The 18,827-nt window shown below is 42.6% G+C and carries 22 protein-coding genes; 15 read left to right on the top strand and 7 right to left on the bottom strand.

Features of this window, described 5'->3' with window-relative positions:
• Positions 1–16 precede the first annotated feature (16 nt).
• Complete coding sequence (locus B5F53_RS06610; RefSeq protein ID WP_087221616.1) at positions 17–946, top strand: hypothetical protein; 930 nt, start codon at positions 17–19, stop codon at positions 944–946.
• Positions 947–994: 48 nt separating this feature from the next.
• Here B5F53_RS06610 and B5F53_RS06605 read toward each other — a convergent pair whose 3' ends face one another.
• A complete protein-coding gene (locus B5F53_RS06605; protein ID WP_087221614.1) occupies positions 995–1,249 on the bottom strand; it encodes a DUF370 domain-containing protein in 255 nt (84 codons plus the stop codon).
• Between the two features lie 126 nt (positions 1,250–1,375).
• On the opposite strand from B5F53_RS06605, the gene B5F53_RS06600 reads away from it, so the two are divergent.
• The 5 genes from B5F53_RS06600 to B5F53_RS06580 all read left to right on the top strand — a co-directional run bounded on the left by B5F53_RS06600 (position 1,376) and on the right by B5F53_RS06580 (position 6,483).
• The gene (locus tag B5F53_RS06600) at positions 1,376–2,089 is read left to right on the top strand and encodes a hypothetical protein (protein WP_087221612.1); all 714 of its coding nucleotides are present in this window, start codon (positions 1,376–1,378) and stop codon (positions 2,087–2,089) included.
• A 102-nt stretch (positions 2,090–2,191) separates the two neighbouring features.
• Positions 2,192–2,590, top strand: a complete 399-nt coding sequence (locus B5F53_RS06595; protein WP_087221610.1) for a hypothetical protein — start codon at positions 2,192–2,194, stop codon at positions 2,588–2,590.
• 149 nt (positions 2,591–2,739) lie between these two features.
• Entirely contained in the window at positions 2,740–3,303 is a 564-nt protein-coding gene (locus tag B5F53_RS06590; RefSeq protein ID WP_140398215.1) for a hypothetical protein, read from the top strand.
• Positions 3,300–5,261: a hypothetical protein gene (locus tag B5F53_RS06585; RefSeq protein WP_087221606.1), complete on the top strand. Its 1,962-nt coding sequence runs from the start codon at positions 3,300–3,302 to the stop codon at positions 5,259–5,261. The genes B5F53_RS06590 and B5F53_RS06585 overlap by 4 nt, the downstream gene beginning before the upstream one ends.
• Before the next feature lie 16 nt (positions 5,262–5,277).
• Positions 5,278–6,483 (top strand): hypothetical protein, encoded by a 1,206-nt coding sequence (locus B5F53_RS06580; protein ID WP_087221604.1) that lies wholly within the window; start codon positions 5,278–5,280, stop codon positions 6,481–6,483.
• Between the two features lie 56 nt (positions 6,484–6,539).
• Here B5F53_RS06580 and B5F53_RS06575 read toward each other — a convergent pair whose 3' ends face one another.
• Complete coding sequence (locus tag B5F53_RS06575) at positions 6,540–6,917, bottom strand: hypothetical protein (protein ID WP_087221602.1); 378 nt, start codon at positions 6,915–6,917, stop codon at positions 6,540–6,542.
• 170 nt (positions 6,918–7,087) lie between these two features.
• Here B5F53_RS06575 and B5F53_RS06570 point away from each other — a divergent pair, with 170 nt between their 5' ends.
• From B5F53_RS06570 to B5F53_RS06555, 4 genes are all read left to right on the top strand, one after another.
• Entirely contained in the window at positions 7,088–7,918 is an 831-nt protein-coding gene (locus B5F53_RS06570) for a hypothetical protein (protein WP_087221600.1), read from the top strand.
• Between the two features lie 139 nt (positions 7,919–8,057).
• Positions 8,058–8,708 (top strand): DUF6557 family protein, encoded by a 651-nt coding sequence (locus tag B5F53_RS06565; RefSeq protein ID WP_087221598.1) that lies wholly within the window; start codon positions 8,058–8,060, stop codon positions 8,706–8,708.
• A gap of 16 nt (positions 8,709–8,724) precedes the next feature.
• Positions 8,725–10,242: a Y-family DNA polymerase gene (locus tag B5F53_RS06560; RefSeq protein ID WP_087221596.1), complete on the top strand. Its 1,518-nt coding sequence runs from the start codon at positions 8,725–8,727 to the stop codon at positions 10,240–10,242.
• Positions 10,239–10,646, top strand: coding sequence for a hypothetical protein (locus B5F53_RS06555; RefSeq protein WP_087221594.1), 408 nt, complete (start codon positions 10,239–10,241; stop codon positions 10,644–10,646). The genes B5F53_RS06560 and B5F53_RS06555 overlap by 4 nt, the downstream gene beginning before the upstream one ends.
• Before the next feature lie 178 nt (positions 10,647–10,824).
• Here the strand turns inward: B5F53_RS06555 and B5F53_RS06550 are convergent, their stop codons facing one another.
• Together B5F53_RS06550 and B5F53_RS06545 are read right to left on the bottom strand one after the other, a co-directional pair.
• Entirely contained in the window at positions 10,825–11,454 is a 630-nt protein-coding gene (locus B5F53_RS06550) for a CatB-related O-acetyltransferase (RefSeq protein WP_087221592.1), read from the bottom strand.
• A gap of 283 nt (positions 11,455–11,737) precedes the next feature.
• A complete protein-coding gene (locus B5F53_RS06545) occupies positions 11,738–12,034 on the bottom strand; it encodes a hypothetical protein (RefSeq protein ID WP_087221590.1) in 297 nt (98 codons plus the stop codon).
• A gap of 172 nt (positions 12,035–12,206) precedes the next feature.
• Between B5F53_RS06545 and B5F53_RS06540 the strand changes: the two genes are divergently transcribed.
• On the top strand, positions 12,207–12,803 hold the full coding sequence (locus B5F53_RS06540; RefSeq protein ID WP_087221588.1) for a hypothetical protein: 597 nt from the start codon (positions 12,207–12,209) through the stop codon (positions 12,801–12,803).
• A gap of 63 nt (positions 12,804–12,866) precedes the next feature.
• The gene (locus B5F53_RS06535) at positions 12,867–13,103 is read left to right on the top strand and encodes a hypothetical protein (RefSeq protein ID WP_087221586.1); all 237 of its coding nucleotides are present in this window, start codon (positions 12,867–12,869) and stop codon (positions 13,101–13,103) included.
• A 67-nt stretch (positions 13,104–13,170) separates the two neighbouring features.
• Here the strand turns inward: B5F53_RS06535 and B5F53_RS06530 are convergent, their stop codons facing one another.
• Genes B5F53_RS06530 through B5F53_RS06520 form a run of 3 tightly spaced genes read right to left on the bottom strand, consistent with a single transcriptional unit; the run spans position 13,171 to position 15,126 of the window.
• Entirely contained in the window at positions 13,171–13,956 is a 786-nt protein-coding gene (locus B5F53_RS06530) for a PP2C family protein-serine/threonine phosphatase (protein WP_087221584.1), read from the bottom strand.
• The gene (locus tag B5F53_RS06525) at positions 13,953–14,444 is read right to left on the bottom strand and encodes a hypothetical protein (RefSeq protein WP_087221582.1); all 492 of its coding nucleotides are present in this window, start codon (positions 14,442–14,444) and stop codon (positions 13,953–13,955) included. Before B5F53_RS06525 ends, B5F53_RS06530 begins: the two co-directional genes overlap by 4 nt.
• Complete coding sequence (locus B5F53_RS06520; RefSeq protein WP_087221580.1) at positions 14,434–15,126, bottom strand: hypothetical protein; 693 nt, start codon at positions 15,124–15,126, stop codon at positions 14,434–14,436. The genes B5F53_RS06525 and B5F53_RS06520 overlap by 11 nt, the downstream gene beginning before the upstream one ends.
• Positions 15,127–15,625: 499 nt before the next feature.
• Here B5F53_RS06520 and B5F53_RS06515 point away from each other — a divergent pair, with 499 nt between their 5' ends.
• The 3 genes from B5F53_RS06515 to B5F53_RS06505 all read left to right on the top strand — a co-directional run bounded on the left by B5F53_RS06515 (position 15,626) and on the right by B5F53_RS06505 (position 18,812).
• Positions 15,626–17,038: a CAP domain-containing protein gene (locus tag B5F53_RS06515; RefSeq protein WP_087221578.1), complete on the top strand. Its 1,413-nt coding sequence runs from the start codon at positions 15,626–15,628 to the stop codon at positions 17,036–17,038.
• A gap of 77 nt (positions 17,039–17,115) precedes the next feature.
• Positions 17,116–18,285 (top strand): ParM/StbA family protein, encoded by a 1,170-nt coding sequence (locus tag B5F53_RS06510; protein ID WP_087221576.1) that lies wholly within the window; start codon positions 17,116–17,118, stop codon positions 18,283–18,285.
• A complete protein-coding gene (locus B5F53_RS06505; RefSeq protein WP_087221574.1) occupies positions 18,282–18,812 on the top strand; it encodes a hypothetical protein in 531 nt (176 codons plus the stop codon). Before B5F53_RS06510 ends, B5F53_RS06505 begins: the two co-directional genes overlap by 4 nt.
• Positions 18,813–18,827: the final 15 nt, after the last annotated feature.

The following is an 18,827-nucleotide window of genomic DNA, read 5'->3' as shown; positions in this document are numbered from 1 at the left end:
ATTGGAGGACCGCAGTATGAAAAGCATTGTTTCTTATCCGGAGCGTGGAAGCGGAGGGAAAAATACATATAGGGGAAATTGCAGCCCCCTGCTAATCGAAGATTTGATCCGGCAATACAATCCGGATACAATCGCGGATTACATGGTGGGCAGCGGTACAACAGGAGATGTGGCAAAACGGATGGGCATTCCATCCTTTTGCTATGATCTGAACAGAGGATTCGATCTGCTCAATAATGAAATCAAAGAGCGTCCGGATTTTATGTTTTGGCACCCACCCTATTGGGATATCATCAGATATTCCGGCGAGCAGTACAGAATTGAAGAGGTTGTAAGCAAGTATGGAATTGATCCGAGTGCCAGTGATTTATCCAGAAAGCAGAGCTGGGAACACTTTTTAAAAGAAATTGACTATTGTACGGTAAAGCAATTTGCGGCACTGGAAAAAGGCGGCCATCTTGCGATTCTGATGGGCGATGTAAAGAAAAAGCGTAAATTGTATTCTATGATATTAGAAATAGCAAAACCGGGCACTATTGAGCAGATTGTAATAAAAGCACAGCATAATTGTGTCAGTGATGGAATCCATTATTCGGGGAAACCATTTATACCGATTGTCCATGAATATCTCCTGATTTTAAGAAAAGACCATGCATTGATGTATAATTATCAATTAACTGGAAATGTGGAAGGCGACATACGAGATTTGAACCTGCCCACATGGAAGGATGTTGTGGCCGGAGTTCTGGAGGAGTCTGGCGGAAAAGTTACTTTGGCTGAAATATATACGGCCATTGAAGGACATAAGCGCACAGAGCGTAATAAAAACTGGAAAGAAAAAATAAGACAGACACTTCAGATTTATGACTTGTTTGGATCAACGGAAAGAGGTGTATGGTTTCTGGTTGAAAAAGGTGAGAAAGGGCAGAGAAAGATAGCTGCCTAAATATGAAAAAGACGAGTAAGATACAACTCTTGCCCGTCTTTTTCCTGTTTATTCCCTTTTTTGCAGATCTTCCTGCATGCGGTTGGTCAGTGTGGCTGTAGATACAGAAGACAGATAAACAGTTCCGTTATCAAGCCAAAGCACAGATTTTGTTTTTCTTCCATGTGTCACATCAATGACACGATCTTCTTCCTTTGCTTTTTTTATTATGCGTTTAATAGGGGAAGAACTGACATCATCAATTCCGATGATGCGGTTTTTAGGAATCATGGAGCTGAATCCGATATTGATCATTTCTACCATGAGAAAGCCCTCCTTTGATTGGATTTTTGAATTTGTATTCCAAGAAAAATATGAGAGATATTGGACGAACCAGAAATTTTTCCGTCAGTTCAGTAAAACGCATATTTGAATCAGGAGGTGAGGCAAATGCTAAAAAGAAAAATGATTGTTATTGCTGCAGTTCTCATTGTGGGAACATCTATGCCAGTCAGCGCAGCAGAAGATGAGGGAATAACGGCACGTGAGCATGCCCGGGAGAATTTGGGAGGATTAACAATGGATACTGAGGGCCTAAATGAGAAATATACTGAGATGCTTCAGGCGCTTAAAGCATGCGGCTTCGGAGAAGAATTTCAGTTAGAACGGTCTGAATTTACCGGATATTCGATGGATGCGGTGCAATTGTTTGAGGATTCCTATGGGGATCTTTGGAGTAAGATACAATTAGGCAAAGCGGAGATCCCCGAGGATTTCTCGGCTTCTGAGTGGATGCAGGACGCTATGGATTTAAGAAATGAGATGTTTGGAGAAGTACGTTCCAGTCAGACGTATCAGAACGTCATGGGGCATATGGACATTGGCAGTGTATGGAAACAGGTGTCTGGGGGCCTCCCCAGTGCGGAAAGCCTGCTGACGAACCAGTTTCAGCAAAATTTTAATTCTCATGCGCAGAACGAGAAAGACAATAATGAAAGCAGTCAGGCAGCCCTTAAGGAAAATACGTTGGATTTGTTCACAGAATCGGGGAAGCTGCTTGGACAGAACAGCCAGGATTCTTTTTGGAATGCGGTGGAAGATATGAGGGATATTATCAGTAAAGGAGAAGACGGCGTAGATGATATTTTTGATCAGATGAAGTAGAGCATAGCATACAAATTTTCCTGCGTGTGAAAAATAAATATTTTTAATTCTGTCATTTTACAAGTATAATACCTGTAAGGGGAATGACAGGAGGCGAAGTCTATGAGAAAAATTGCAATGGTTCTTTTGCTTATATGCATGATGGCTTTCAGTACGGGCTGTGTGAAGGAACAAGAAAAAGAACCAGAACCGGTGCCGGCATCGACGCTGGAGCAGGAATTTTCAGAGTCTCATCAGAAATTTGAAGAACGGAGAAGTCTGGCACACACGGGGTTTGTTGTATGCGGTATTATCGTGGTAGCAGGGGTCCTATTTAAGCTGGTTGCAATTATAACAGCGGCGATTACTGGAACGAAGCATGGCAATCAGCTGAAAAGGGAGAAAGAACAGAGGGAAAGAAAGGCGCTGCAGGATACGCAGACAAATTATCAAAGAGAGCAGCAGCGTTATAGGGAGTATATGACAGAGCGTCGGGAAAGAGAACGCAAAAAAGGGAGATAAAGATATGGCTCTGAGAAAGCAGTCGATACATAGATTGGTATCGGCTGTTTTTTTGAGATTTTCAATCATTGTAAACAGGTATGAGTACGGGCAGGGAATGTCTATCATATTTAGCATGTGAAGTAGAGTAGAAAGGATGGTTGAGAATCATGAGTAGAAGGAAAATGTTATCCTTATGCCTGATAGGGAGTTTGCTGGGGATTACAGGATGTACTGAGAAACTACAGGGATATGATACGGATACAGTATTAAAAATCTACGGAAATGCAGAGTTGTGTGATGAGGATACCAGTGAGGCGAAAAGGATTGCAGAGCAGTATGCAAAATGCCTGTTTGATGTTGAAAACGGGAATGTAGATGAGAAACAGTTGGAGAAGCTTGCGCCAAATGAATCTGCAAAAGACTGGGAAGATACATACAGCAGTAATCAGACAGAGTCGGAACTAAAGGGGTTTTCGGTTGCAGACATCTACACAGAAAAAAGCGAGGAAATCCAATGTCTGACAATATGTGAGGCAGAGTATTCTGATTGGAGCACGCCAAAAGATATCTACTTATTCATTGTAAGAATGGACATGAAAAAAAGTAATGATGGCTGGTATATCCAGAGTTCTGATCTAACGGGTACTGCTCGCAAGTCAGAGGTAAAAGTTGTACGGGATGACTTCACGGGAACGATAAAATTTGTCACGAGAGGAGGCGAAACGAAATGAAAAGAAAAACGGGATTGCTAGTCGGGCTTCTGACGTTTGCATGCGCGACAACATCTGTGCCGCTTCAGGTGAAGGCAGCAACTCACGCAGAAGCCAGCATACAAAACGATGTGATATCTGTAAGAGGAGCGGTTAATAAAAGTGACGCGGATGCTGCTTTTGCAATCAAAGATGAAGACTGCGGCTATCTTACTTTTGCAGTATTTGATCTGAGTTTGATGGCACCAGTTACGGACGTTACAGTGCTCAAGCTCACTCAGTCGCAGAAGGAGGCAGATGAAGTTGATTTTGAAACAAACCTTCAAATGATAGAGGGTGGTTCCGTTGATCAGGACGATGCTGACCGGTATGTACTTATCGGCAGTTTTGAAAAAGAGGCGAGTGGTCTGACAGATCAGGGCAGCGGAAGTCAGTTCAGCTGTAAACTGTCTTTCTCTGATTTTACTGTTGATAGTAGCGGAGATACGATCGTTCAAATGAACCGGATGGGATATATCGCAAAAGAAAATGCTGCCTTAAAGGATGGACCAAATGATGATCTGCCGTCTGTAGGGGAGGATGGTCTCTATCTAAAGCTGCCTGAAGGAACGGAAGTGTTGGTATTGTATAAAGGTACTTATACTTACAAGATTGAGTATGAAGGAAAGCAGTATTATACAAACCATGAGAATATCCGATTTTCAGATAGTGTAAAAGAGGACGCTCTGGCAGAAAATATCCGGAAAATCATATATGAACAGAGCATGCTTTCTGAGTACTATATGTACGGTATTTCACAATTTGATTTGCCAACCGTAGAAGGAGGGGATCTTGCGGATGTGATTGAACTGACACGTGAACAGCTTTTGGAAGATGCGGATTCGGTAGAAGAGGCGCTGAAGGATATCCTGAAAAAAGAGAAGGAAAACGGAGTATCCAGTGGTGAGGTACCAGATGCATATTTGGATGCAGTGATTGAGGAAGATCCCATGCAGATTATAGGTGAAGCCGCTAACGATTTGTACAGTAATGGAAAGACGGAGGCTATCAGAGAAAGAAACGAAGCTCTAAAAGAAAAGGCAGATGAAGAAGAACGCGTGGAAAAGTACGAAGAAGAACATGCAGAGGATATCCTGAAGATAGAGATTGATAAAGAAGTCGTTGGAGAGCTGCTTGGGAAAATCTGGGATACACACTTATCGGATGAGATAATCAATGCTCCGGCAGATTCTTATGGAAAAGCAATTACAGAAGATATCTATAAAGGGATTTTGGGATGGGATAACCGTCTGCCGCAAAATTATGAAAAACTAATGGAGTGTTATACTGGCACACCAGGAGATATGGATAGCTTTGATGTGCTTGGCGATTTTAACATGGGAAATGATCATGCGGAGATTAAAGGAAGCCTCTCTCAGAATGAACAACTGAGAGAATATGGAGACCGGCTTTCAGAGCAAATGCAGGGTTATATTAAGGATGGGAAACTGAGTTCACTACCCTTCACCTATCAGACTAAAAATGTGAGTGCCTATAATCGTTTTCTGCCCGGGAGCCTTGTGGTATTTGAAGTGGTCGATTTTCGCATTCTGAGTGTTTCTACCCAGCAGTATCTGGGCGTTTACGCAGGGGAAGGCAAGTTTTATCTGCCTGATTATGAGGGCTCTGATTTTGATCTTCTTTGTAGTAAAATCGAGGGAATTAAAAGGAAAAACGGTCTGATTGAGATTACCAATGATCAAGGAACACAGTCTTTCAGTAAGAACGCAAGCTATGGATTTCTTGGGCTATGCTATAAAAACATTTCTGTAGTTAATGTCTATGAGGCAGACATTTCTCTTCTGAATGATCCAAAGTATAGTGAGCAAGACAATAGCTATTTTCCGATGACAGCAATGGATATGAGCAAGAACCGTTACAAAGAAATAGAGTGGCAGGTAGAAAACGGCTGGAGACCGCCGAAAGTATGGGATGATTAAAGGAGGTGCATACATAATGAGTCGCAGAAAAATTACAACACTGTTATTGACTGCTGTGCTTTTAAGTTGTTCGATCAATGTTTCGGCAGCTCCGATTGACAATGTCGAGATATATGAGCCTGCGGGAGAGTCAGATGAAGTTATTTTTGTTGCAGGTCAGCACCAGGGCAGCCAATCTGGTGAGGGGACGACTAATACTGAAAATGAAGTCGATCAGAATATTGCAAGTCAGAATACTTCGCTCAGTAAAGAACAGAGGGAAATTAAAGAATCGATTATAAAGGATAGTATAGAAAAATCCATGGTTGTATATGTACCGGGGAAAAGCATTGTGGTGAAAGAAGAAATACCAATATCGGCACAAGATATTCTTCCTTACATTACAAACGGATTAAAGTTTGAGGGGATTCCCGGACTTCTGGGTATCCAGCATAGTGAGGGAGGAAATGTACAGCAATCAGAAAATACGGACAGGGCTCTTAATGAGCTGAGAGAGCAGGTTGCAGGGGGACAAAATGTGGGAGGCAGTGTTCCTTTTACTATTGGCAGCGGTCTTACATGGGATTATCTCCAGAGCATTGATACAAAATCATGGTCCGAGGATTTGGTTGCTGCATGGGAGCACATTCTTCAAAATCATACATGGACCCAGTTCCGGACCGATTTGGTCGGAGGCGGAATGATCGACTGGCCTTATCAGGAACTGAGGTATCAGATTTTGAAAGCCTATGTCAACTCGTTAGGAATGACAGATAATATTGAGACAACCAACATAACGGAATACAGAATTTCCAAAGAGGAACAGCAAAAGATTATTAATAAACAACCGGTAGGAGAGTATGAATGGGAAATCTATGACACCGAGGGAAATCTGCTGAAGACAACTCATACCTATGGACGAACATTGAGGCTGTCATTCAGTCGGGCCGGAACCTATTATATCAAGGCATACCAAAAGCACCATGTAACGAGAGCGGATGTTGTCTCAACACAAAAACTGGAATATTGGCTGATATCAGAGACCAGACAGCTGTTATGGAGCTCGGAAGGGGCAGGCAAGCAGTTTATTTATAATCGCAGCAGCGGGGAAGAATTCATACAGACAAACTATATCCAACAGGAAATAACTCCCTCCATGCTTCAGGATAACTGGCTTTTCGATTTGGATTCCAGTGGACAATTGCAGATTGCGGAAGGCTTCCAGGTTGAACGTATCAAATAAGTGCTCCACCGTACCGGAATGGTACGGTGGAATTTTTTAGAGAAGCAACAAAAGGTTTATTTACCAGAAGTCTGTAAATGTTCGTTTTCGGCTGAGGAGGAAGATGCGGGAATGGGAGACGTTTCCATAGCCCTCAGTATATCTTTCCCCTCGGTTTCATGCGCAGCACTCTTTTTCTGCTTGTTTACCGTAAGAGCAATAGTTTTTCCTGCTGCAATTGTACCTAGTATACCAAGAATACTCCCCTGAATTCTTCCTTTGGTCAGTCCTTTGGAGAACGCCGCCGAGATCTCAGCTTTAAAGTGATTTCCGATACGGGTTAGTCCTGCCTGCATGCTTCCGTTTCCGAGAAGTTTTAAAGCATGCGTCATATCAGGAGCCGGTTTACCGTTATCTGTTATCAGGTCAACAATTTGCATTCCGGTAGTTGTCATACGCTTGTCCCTCCGATTTCAAATTTAATATTGAAGAGCTCTTCTTGCCTTCATAATAGCAGTATGATATAACAAAGTAAAGGATAAATTAGTCTGAAATTATATCTGTTTTCTTTGGATTATCAATTAAAATAGATAATAATATCTATAACAAGAAAGAAGGGGATTGTTTGTCATTCGCAAAAACAAAAATTGAGGACTTTCCGGCTTTTGGCCGGAGGTTAATGGAGCTTGCACGTGAAAAGAATATAGGATCACCACTACAGTTAGCAGAAGCACTGTATGAGAACTGCCGCGATCTAATAGAACCAGCTCAGCGCAGAAATAAGCACGGGAAAATCGTAAAAGACCGTAAGCATGATATAGATGCTATCAGGAGAAGAGTACAGACTCATTTTGATGAAGAAAATGCATACCTTGTTCCAAGCAAGTACCTTTATGCTTACAGCAGACTTTTTGATTGCTCATTGGACTACCTGTATGGGGTGGTTCCGGTAAGAAGCTGCAATCTTGAAATTCAGGATATCTGCGAAAAAATGCATATGGAGGAAAAAGCTGTACTCAATTTTATCAATGAATATGATCCAGATCCGGAGGTCTTTGCGCCTGCAAAATTTTGGTCTGACGTGCTGAAAAGCGATTTGTTTTCAAAAGTTCCCTATGCCTGGCTGGGGTACAGTATGGAAGTACTAAAATTTAAAGACTTGGAAAAGAAACTCGCAGCAATCAAAAAGGCAGAAGATGTGGCCACAGATCCAATGTACCGTGCGACAATGGAATCCCGGTATGATTCACTTGAAAAGCTACGGCCCAGAGTGAGGAGTGACTGTGAAGGAGCATTTAAAATTCTTGCGGATATGCTTTCTGAGTATATTGATACGAGGGCTGAGGAATGGGTGAAATCGAAACATACTGATTGGGAACAAAACTACTATGACAATGAACTAAAGAAGATCGAATATTTGGAGAAAGTACTAAAGGAGGGTTCAGAAAAACGGTAAATTAGAGGCGAGTGCTATCAGAGCAGAAAGAAGATCCCCTTGCTAGAGAAATAGATAATGAATATAATAAGATAGGGTAAAAAGCAAAGCCCCTCAAAGGGATATAGTATGCGGATAATTCAGAATCGAGGTAAGATGAGTGATTGTAAAAGAACTGATTGAGCAATGTCCTGTGGAAACAGTTGTTTCAGAAGTTTTGACATTGTGTTGTGTGGACGAGAATGAGCAGACGAGTGTTCGCGGGAGCTATACTGCATTTGTCGAAAATTTAAAGAAGAGACAAGCTGTGGAAACAGAGCATCTGCTTTTAGGAATAAAAGATATAGAGGAAACCAAAGAAAAGATTGAGATTTTGCTGTATGCATGTAAAGACCTTCATCGTTTTCTTAGTGGTGATCCTCCGAGAATAGATGTTGCAGAACTGGATGCATTCTCTCCAGAAGATATGGAGCAGCTCCTTGAGCGTGTAGATCTTCCGAAAGAAAATCGTTTTGAATTTTCTCCGTGGAATGAAGTATTGGGGTACAAATTGGACAGTCAAAATTTGAATGATATTGGTTCGTTAAAATTTGCGGCGGCTATTGTCTACGAAATGACTTTCTGGGGATTTACGGAAGAGGAGGCAGAAGCTGAACGGAAAAGACTTCAGGAGGCAGTCGGGGAATCCATGCTTCTTCAGAACTATTCGCTGGAGAAAGAGGAAAAGCATTCACTTAGGGAAGTGCTGAAAAAGAGACTGCTCGCTGTAGCAGCAATAGAAAAATATGGAACAAACACCAACTGCTTCTAAGAGAGGGGAGGAAAAAATGGCGGACAGGGTTTATCTGGCAATTGATTTAAAATCATTTTATGCGTCTGTGGAATGTATTGAGCGGGAGTTAGATCCTATGACGACAAATTTGGTTGTTGCTGACAAAAGCCGTACAGAGAAAACAATCTGTCTGGCCGTATCACCGTCTCTTAAAGCATATGGAATATCAGGACGAGCAAGGCTGTTTGAAGTGGTGCAGAGGGTCCAGGAAGTAAACGAAGACCGGAGACGGCATGCTCCGGGACAAACACTGTCAGGAGTTTCATGGAAAGCACAGGAATTAATAGATTCACCGGATCTGGCAGTGGATTATCTGGTGGCTCCGCCTCGCATGGCGTTATATATGCAATATAGCGCCAGTATTTACGAGGTGTATCTGAAATATGTCGCTCCGGAGGACATTCATGTATATTCCATCGACGAGGTATTTATGGATGTAACCGCTTATCTCGGAACCTATGGCATGTCTGCGAGGGATCTTGCGGCTAAGATGATTCTGGATGTCCAGAAAAGTATTGGTATCACTGCAACTGCAGGCATTGGATCAAACCTGTATCTGGCAAAGATAGCGATGGATATTGAAGCGAAACATATACAGCCGGATGAGAACGGTGTGAGGATTGCCCAGTTGGATGAGAAAAGTTATCGGCAGCTTCTTTGGAATCATCGTCCTTTAACGGATTTCTGGCGTGTTGGCCGTGGATACTCAAAAAAGCTGGAAGAACACGGACTCTATACGATGGGGGATATTGCTCGTTGTTCCATAGGAAAGGCAACGGATTATTATAATGAAGAACTGCTGTATCAGCTTTTTGGCGTCAATGCAGAGCTGTTGATAGATCATGCATGGGGCTGGGAGCCATGTACGATATCAGATATTAAAGCGTATAAGCCGGAGTCCAATAGCGTGGGGTCCGGCCAGGTGCTATCCTGCCCGTATCCATTTGATAAGGCGAGGCTGGTACTTCGCGAAATGGCGGATATGCTCTCTCTGGATCTGGCAGATCGGGGGCTGGTAACAAACCAGTTGGTCTTGACCGTAGGGTATGATAGAGAAAATTTGAAATCCAGTGGGAAGCGATATCTGGGGGAAATATCAACGGATCGTTACGGGCGCGCAATACCAAAGCATGCTCATGGAACCGAAAATTTGAAGCAGTATACTTCTTCGACAAGAAAACTGATGGCTTCTGCCACGGAATTGTTCGACCGGATCGCAGATCCAAAACTGTTGGTACGACGCCTTTATCTGACAGCTAATCGTGTGATTGATGAAGCATTGGTGCCGGAAGAGGATAACTTTGAACAGATGGAGCTTTTTACAGATTACAGCGCAGTGGAGGAACAGCGAAAAAAAGAAAACCAGGATGATGAGCGTGAAAAACGCTGGCAGAAAGCCGTATTGGAGATAAAGAAGAAATACGGAAAGAACGCAATCCTCAGAGGCATGAGTTTTGAAGAGGGGGCGACTGCCAGAGAACGAAACGGCCAGATAGGGGGACATAAAGCATGAAACGGACGTATGATGATATGTTGGAACTTCCTCACCATGTTTCCAGCGTACACCCGCAGATGACCATGAAAGAACGTGCCGCCCAGTTTTCGCCATTTGCGGCTTTGACAGGTTATGGTGATGTCATACAGGAGACCGGTCGTCAGACGATTCCGAGACTGGAGCTAAGTGAAAGTTCCCAGGAAGAAATAAAGCGAAAGTTAGATTGGCTTGCTGCACATATCGGTCAACATCCGCAGATATCTGTTACCTATTTTCTGCCGGATCAAAGGAAAGCGGGCGGAGCCTATGTAACAATGTCAGGCAGGGTGAAACGAATTGATGACGTGAAGAGAATTCTTCGGTTCGAGAACGGGGATAGTGTTAAAATTGCTGATATAGCGGAAATAGAGGCAGCGGATTGAAAAATTTGTTGCGGTTTTGTTCTTTTTGGAAAAGAAGTTTCTTTCCATTTCACTAATGAATAAGCGAAACATAGTAAAGCACCGGACGTGGGGATGTTTGTCCCTCGCTCGGTGCTTTTCCTTTATAGACTGGGATTTGCAAGAAATGGATTTTTTTAGGCTTCCCACGGTTGGTATTTTATTTCATTTTATCCAGTCTTCCGGTTTTTATTGCCTCTATATTCTGTGAAATCCTTTCTATAGGCCAATTCCACCATTTCAACTCCAGGAGTAAAGAAATCGTCTCATCTGAAAATCGTTTGCGAATTGGTTTGGCAGGAACACCACCGACTATTGTATATGGTGGTACGTCTTTTGTTACTACCGCGCGGGTACCAATTATTGCACCATCTCCAATCGTAACACCTGCCATAATAGCAGCTTCATAACCGATCCAAACGTCGTTGCCAATGACGATATCTCCTTTATTGTCCCATGCTGTTGAAACATCCTTAATTTCCAAATCCCATTCTTCAAAAAAGATGGGGAATGGGTAAGTAGATAATGAAGTCTGTGTGTGGTTGGCGCTGTTAAACAAAAATTTCGCACCACATGCAATAGAACAAAACTTTCCGATTATCAACTTATCATGGTTGATTGGATATTGATATAAAACGTTGTTTCTTGCAAAATCCCGAGGATCATTGACAAAATCATTATATATAGTAAATTCATCAATGATAATAGCCGGGTCTGTTACAATGCTTTTTAAATAAACCGTTTCCTTATCTCCTGTACGGGGATATATTTTTTTCTCCGATATAGCCATTTTGAAATCCTCCAATAATTTTTATTATGCAGCTATATCGGTAATTACAATGTAGCGTCTCACCTATATCACCTCAAATTCAGAATCTGTTCCTCTGATTATAGCACACGGAGCTGAAAAGAGGAAGTATGATATACTTGCTTAGGGCTGTTCTGCGGAGCAAAAAGAAGGTCAATAAACTGACAGGGAGTATGCCTTTATTGCGGTAGAGATCTCAAAAAAATAGATCTATTTGGAGAGCCCTTCCGAATAGATCTACGTGTTAAAAAATAGTGAGTTGGATTCACACTTCCTCCAGTTCAGACGGGATGCCAGGACAATAAATCGGGGACTGAATATAGCGGTCACTTGTTTCTACAAACGCATACCCGATTGCTCCTTTTTTCTTAAAGTATTCAATGATATTTGGCGCCTGACAAGAATGGTCCTCAATCTCAAATGAAACAATAGAAGAATGGTTTTCCCCCGGTGCAATAACTGCAGGTCCTGTATCCTTGGAATAAAGAATTGCAACTGTTTTTTGAAGCTTGGAGAATCCGTGAAAATGGAGTGTATCATCCTGGAGATATAGTATATTCATACGTACCAACCTCGAATCCTTAATATTCCCATCACCAGTTATTGAATTCAGTATATCACTTGACATACATAAATACAATGTCATTTAAAATGGAAAAAACTGGTAATCCATTATGAACCACAATTTCATTCATATTTAAGAAAATGGAATGGATGAAAGGAGTGTTATGAATATGGAAGCGGAACCGGGAACAACAATGAGAAATGTGAGGTTATACAAGGTCGGTACAAGAATAATTATTGAGATTGATGGTGCAGGAGAGTATCTTGACCAGGCAATTCTTCAGATGCTTACATCCTGTATGGGGCGGCCAGTTGAAAAAAGGGTGCTGGATCTGGAGCAGGTTGACGAGCGAAGTGACAGTATGCCTGTGGAGAGGGAGCAGTATGCTGCTTCAATGATCATAACAGATGGCCCTTACACGGGGATGACAGCAAATCAGGCACTTAAACAATATGGAGAACAGGCATTGGCAGAGTTGTACGGATATCTCCAGAGAATAAATGATCCGGAGAAGAAGAGGATTATTGGGAAAACATGCAAACAGTATATGTCAGAAGTGCTGAGCGAAAAAAAGTACTCCGTAAAGGATGAAAAAGATATAGAGAAAATGATTCGTATCTTATCAACTCTCATTAATGAAACACGTCTGGCCCAGATGTTTTCCTACAGAAACCTGAATGAGTTTTTAGAATATGCCAGTCTGCAGGAAAAGAAACTGGCATTTCAGGGAATTATTGATCATTTGACTCAGAGAGGACGGCAGTAAGGTTCGTTAAGGCGCAGTACTGTTTAGGGCTGCGCTTTTTTCATAAGGAAAGGTGGTGCTCAAATGAAAATTGTTATTGGCGGGAACGAAGTAACTTTAAGAGAGAGTGATGTAAAAATAGCGAAAGAGACAATAAACCGTTTTATGAGTAAACTGAAAGAAGGAGCAATAGAGAACAATATGCCGACGTTGTATATTACTATACTGGCAGTGATGAATGTGAAATCATCAGAACTGCTAAAAACTATAGAACCTCAGAAATTAGAGGAAATCATGCAGCTTCTAAAGGAGAGGGGATAACCCGAAAAAATGGACAATCGCTTAATGTGCGATGGTCCATTTTTTTATGAAAAGACGGTGGATCACATTACGGAATGTATGCAATAAGGGCAGACATGTTGTCGGGATATTTCTCTATTTTTGCAGCTTCAATCAGGCTTTTCGCAGCATCCGAGCAGGTGCCGGATTGGAGGACAATATCAGAGAGCGCTTCCGGTCGTATCGCATAGTGGATGCCGTCTGTTGTCATCAGTAAAATATCGTTCTTCTTAATAGACAGATTATCAAGAATCTGGAGTTTGGGCTCCGGTAAAATGCCGAGTCCGCTGGTCAGGACCAGCCGGTCCAAATGTGAGTAATACTCCTCTTCTGAGATCTGGCCTGTTAACACCATATCGGAAGCGCGGGTATGATCAGTTGTAAGCTGGTGAATAGCGGGTGTCCCTTTGGTTAACCGGATTAAATAGAAACGGGTATTCCCGGCATTTACAACAGTGGCACAGGTTTGATTCTCTTTTTGGTATATGAGACAGCAGGCGAGACTGCACCCGAATCCTGCAAAGCGATCTTTGTTGGCGGCTGTAAAAACCATAAGAATTCGATTTGTGAATTCAAAGGCTTCTGTCAGAAACAGCTCGGGATTCATCAAAAATGCAGAGGCTGATTTCTCGAAAATACGCTTAAGCATAGTACCCATTTCGTGTATTGCAATGGAAGCTGGCTGTAAGCCGCCGTCTGGATCGCTGTTGGTTCCGTCTGCTACAAAAAGCAGTAAAGTGCGCTCGTCAAGTTCCACAGCATCAATGAAATCTTCGTTGATACTTTTTTGATATCCGATGTCTGATTTCCCATCATAGGAATAAATACTGGTCATGGGTTCTCCTCCTTTTCAGATACAAGATCTATTGCTGTGCAATATGTAGCGATTTGAGTAATCAATAGTTCACGCCATTCTAAATATTCATACATGAGCTGTTGCTGTTCGCCTGCTTTTAGGAGCAGTTCCGCATTATCAAGAAAATCCAATGTAATCTCATAGGAAGTAGTAAGAGCTTCTTCCCCGCTCTTAGACGCATAGGAGTGACTGGACGGAGAGATCGCCTCTATTCCTTCAAGGTATTGCTCCTGACTGAATGAAATCTGGGCAGTCAAAAGTTCTAATTCATTGAGGATGTCCTTTTTATCAACCGCACCTACAAAATAGAGTGAAAAGAGATCCGAAATACTTAAACTGGCTTGTTCCAAATCTGAGTACGAAAAAGACTGCTCCAGCAACCAGTCATTACCAGATATACTTTTGGAGGAACATCCGGAAAATAACAGGCTTACAGAAAAAGCATAAAATAAAATTTTACGTTTCAATTGGAAAGCCTCCTTCCTTTTTAGGACTGCCAGAGTGTCGTTTCCTGTATTTCTGATATAAAGCTTCGTCCTTTTGCTGTGAACTCAAAGAATCATGCAGGTATTCAAGAGGGGATTCATACAACTCTCTCAGTGGAACCAACAGTTTATATTTGCGGATCGCGTCCTTTCCTCTGGGGCTTGCAAAGTATGCATATAACGCTTCCAGATTCTCAAAAGGGGGCAGATATTCAATCAGCATACACTGAAAGGCACATCTTGCACGGAACCATCCTTGAACAGTACCGTCAAAATATCCTTTTGGGAACCGGGAAATTTCGCCTTTGTTCAGACGGTGATACACCTTGATGGCAAGATCACGCTGATTGCAGTTGACGGTCTGAGGATAAATATACCATGCGATATATTCCAGATCCCTTGTACGGTCTAATTCCGGTGGGCACGGAATTCGGTTAATTAATGGCTCCAGCCTTAACAGGCGGATAATATCATGGGTTAGGCAGTCCCTGACCTGATAGGGCGTCCATTCCAGATAGGCTTCAAAAATATACCGGAGAGCTTCATAGATATTAATATCTCCGGTGATACGATCCAGAAAAGCTGCGGAATAGTGCTGGCGTTTCCCCAGTAACATTTCCTGAACTTCGGATAGTTTTTGTTGTGGTCCGAGCAATCCATACATGGTACAAATTATCTCCTTTCAAAATTCTACATAATTTTCGCTATCCTAAATATGCAGGAAATCGACAATAAAATCGTACCAAACGGTATAATCTTAAGAAAAAAGGATGAATTTATAAACGGCCTCTCTTTAGAAGGTGATAAGAAGTAATTTTGAAGTAAAAAAGCAGGAGAAGAAAAAAACGTGCGTATGACAGTTTAAACGACCGCAGCTATCGTTTTCCTGCTCATTTCTCTTTTAATCTACTCAAAAGCTGTCCATAGAGGATGCGAAGAGAGAAAAAGAAGTGGAAGGGATAGAAAAACGACCGGGGTTTACACTCTGTATGTCGGGTTATACACTTTGTATGCGCAATAGGAAAATGGGGGATGGAATTTATAATATGTCGGTTTCCGGCATATTTTTTTTGAACTTATAAGAAGGAAGGAGGAGATGAAAATGCAGAAGACCAAGCTTGAGTACCCAGAGGGCTGAGAATAAGAGAGGAGGCGCAGAGAGAATGCGAAAATTAGTACTGCTGTTTTGTTTCCTGCAGATAGCATTTGGAAGTTTATGGGCGGTTAAAGCAAAGGAACCCGAAGAACGGCCTGATGCTTATGCGTATGGGGCAGATGAGAAAGAGGGAGCCTGGTGGCTGAGGGCAGAGGATTTACCGGATGTTGGCGAAGAATGGTATCTTGATCCGGAAATCCCCCAGAATTATGTTCCCGTTCTTGGAGAAGAGGAACTGTATATGGTTATCGGAGAAGATGGCAGGATTGAGGGATACAGACAGAGAATAAAACAAGAGGACGGTTCCTGGCTTTGGCAAGATGTAAATCCTGATATACCGGAAGACTATGAAGCGGTTGAAGGGCTTGAAAATGTGTATAAGGTAACAAACGCGGATGGTTCTGTAAAATATCTGCGATATGTAAGGAACGCAGATGATACATATTATTTTGTGGAAGTAGATGAACATGGAAATGAAATTCACCAGAAGGAAGACAATGGAATGGTCATCCCGGAGAATTACCATCGAGTTCAGGGGAATGTTTATGCGGTAGTCAACGAGCATGGTGTGGTTACAGGCTATATGGAAAGAGTTCTGGACGATGATGGGAATTATACATGGGAAGCCTGCCAAAAGCCAAAGGAAAATGTGAAAAAGGAAAATGAGACAAAAAAACAGACTGGGCAGGAGCAAACAGAGCAAACAGAAGAATCAACCGGTCAGACTGGTGGCGACGGTATCACGATTATCAATCCGGGAATTACTACAGAAGAAATCAGCGGTGGTGGCTATGTTGAAACGGAAACGATAGTAGACAAGAAAACAAGCGGTGGCTGGATTATTACTTACCAGACGGTTATCACACGGACATATGACGCCAGCGGTAAACTGGTCAGCACAAAGAAAACAGGCCCTACAGAGATTAGTAAGGTGCAAAGTGTAACAGGAAGCGGAAGCGCTCCTGACGCAAGTGCGGTCAGAGCAACTCTTTCCGAGGAGTATGAACGTGTTTCATCTGGATTGAAATATCGGGATGATATTGCACAAAGCGTACTTTCTAAACTGAATGAGGAGCGCACCTCAAACGGGCTGCAAGCACTGAAGCTGTCGGCGGGCAGTGATGTTTACAAGATTGCCCGGATTAAGGCTGCTGATATGGCAATCTATAATCACTCGGATTTTGACTCACCGGTGTATGGAGACCTATCGAATCTTCTGAGCCGTTTTGGTATCCAGTCAGCAGCTCCGTCGGAAACCTTATGGCGTACAACTGCTACAAAAACAGCAAAAGATATTCATACTAGATTTCAGGTGCAGGAATACTCCAGAGCAGCGCGGATGAGCAGATCCTACACCCACATAGGGATTGCCGTTGTAGAAAAGAATGGATATTTCTACATCGCTGAAATATTTATCTGACATAGTTATGAGAAGAAACATGGATAGTACAAAAGGACAGAATCAGTCATATTGGAAGAAACGATGGAGGTGTAGAGATGAATATTTATGATTTTAAGACAAAGAGCGAGTACATTCCCAGAAAAAATGTATCTGTTGATGGATACTGGCCGATTGGGATTGATGTGGGGTATTCCGGTGTTAAAGTGTACGCCCCGAATGCAGTACTTTGTTTCCCGAGTTTTGCCAGAGTAAGAAGAGAAGGGATTGCTGAAGTAGGGAAGATGAAGAACTCTGATATTCTGTATCGGGATGACAAAGGCGTACTCTGGGATGTGGGGGAGATGGCGAACAATTCCCTCAGCCCGAATGATGTGGATGACAGCATGAACACGCTGTATTCCAGATACCGTTATCACAATCCCATGTTCAAGACATTGGCGGAAACCAGTATGGCTATGGCAATGCGGGCGAACAAAATAGGAGCGAAAAAAGAGGAAGACAAGCTTAAAATAGTCAGCGGACTCCCTGCAAAATATCATATTGCAGACGCCGCCCCTTTGCGGAACGTGTTAGAGGGACACCACAGATTTGATTTGAAAATAGGAAGCAACCCGTGGGAAACATATGAGTTCGAGATTGAAAAAGAGGACCTGGTGATTCTTCAGCAGCCTTTGGGGGCATATTATTCTACATGTCTGAATAACAATGCGGATATGACAGCATTGGGCAATCGGATCTATAGAAAGCTGGAGGTTGTCATAATGGACGGGGGATTTGGTACAATTGACGGGTGCCTCATTTCAGCAAAAACGCACAAGGTTACAAATAAGGAAACGTTCCCGGCAGGTGCCATGAAGGAAATATTCCGCAGAACTGTGGCGGATATACAGGATATTTACGGTACAGAGATTGCTGTACATGCATTCCAGAGGTATCTGCAGACGGGCAAAATCCCGGTAGTAGACAGAGTGGCAAGAAGGAAAAAAGAAGTTTCCTTCGCAGATATTTTGGAACGGCATACCAGACAGCTTTGCATTGAGACAATGACGAGAATGGAACTTGCGTATGATAGTTTCATAGGAACGGATATGCTTGTTGTTGCAGGGGGAACTGGGGCAGCGTGGTATGAACAGCTCAAGGACAGATATAAGGAGATGGGAATTGAGGTGATTCAGAGCAGCCCGAGTGACAATCTTTCTTCCGTCTATGATATTGTACGAGGTTATTATCTCTTCCTGGCCAGCATGCTGAAACGAACAAAATGAGGAAGCAGACAATATACCGTCTGTCAATCCGGCTTACGGAAAAAGACATTGATCTGCTATGGCTGGAGGCAGATCCTTTATCCCGGAGATTTTCCGCACTGGTAAAGACGGTGCTGCGTAATGAAATCTCCGGACAGCGGGAAAGTATTCCGCTTCCAAGAAAGCCGGAAGGAAAAATAAAGACGAAGACGGTAGGAATCCGTTTCTATAAAAACGAAGATGAGGAGATAGCCGACTGGATTCAAAGATTTAAGAAAGGATGCAGAGGGCTGGTTGTTAAGGAATTGCTGAGGCATTCCATAGAAATTTTTGATTACCGGCCATATACGTCGGACATGGAAATGATGCTTGAACACGGAACCTCTTCAGAATCCTTCTGGAAAGGGGAACGGCATAGAAAGTACACGACGGCAGAAGACACGGCAAGAGTAATGGAGAGCCAGATGAAAGAATCAGAAGAAACAGAAAATGAGATGGAAACAGGGGATGACTGGCTGACTGCATTTCAGGAAATGGCAAAACAGTAAGATAAGGAACAAAAA

Origin of the sequence: Blautia sp. An249 (genome assembly GCF_002159835.1) — a bacterium.
GTDB classification, from domain to species: domain Bacteria; phylum Bacillota; class Clostridia; order Lachnospirales; family Lachnospiraceae; genus Blautia_A; species Blautia_A avistercoris.
This window is presented reverse-complemented; position numbering and strand designations above follow the sequence as displayed.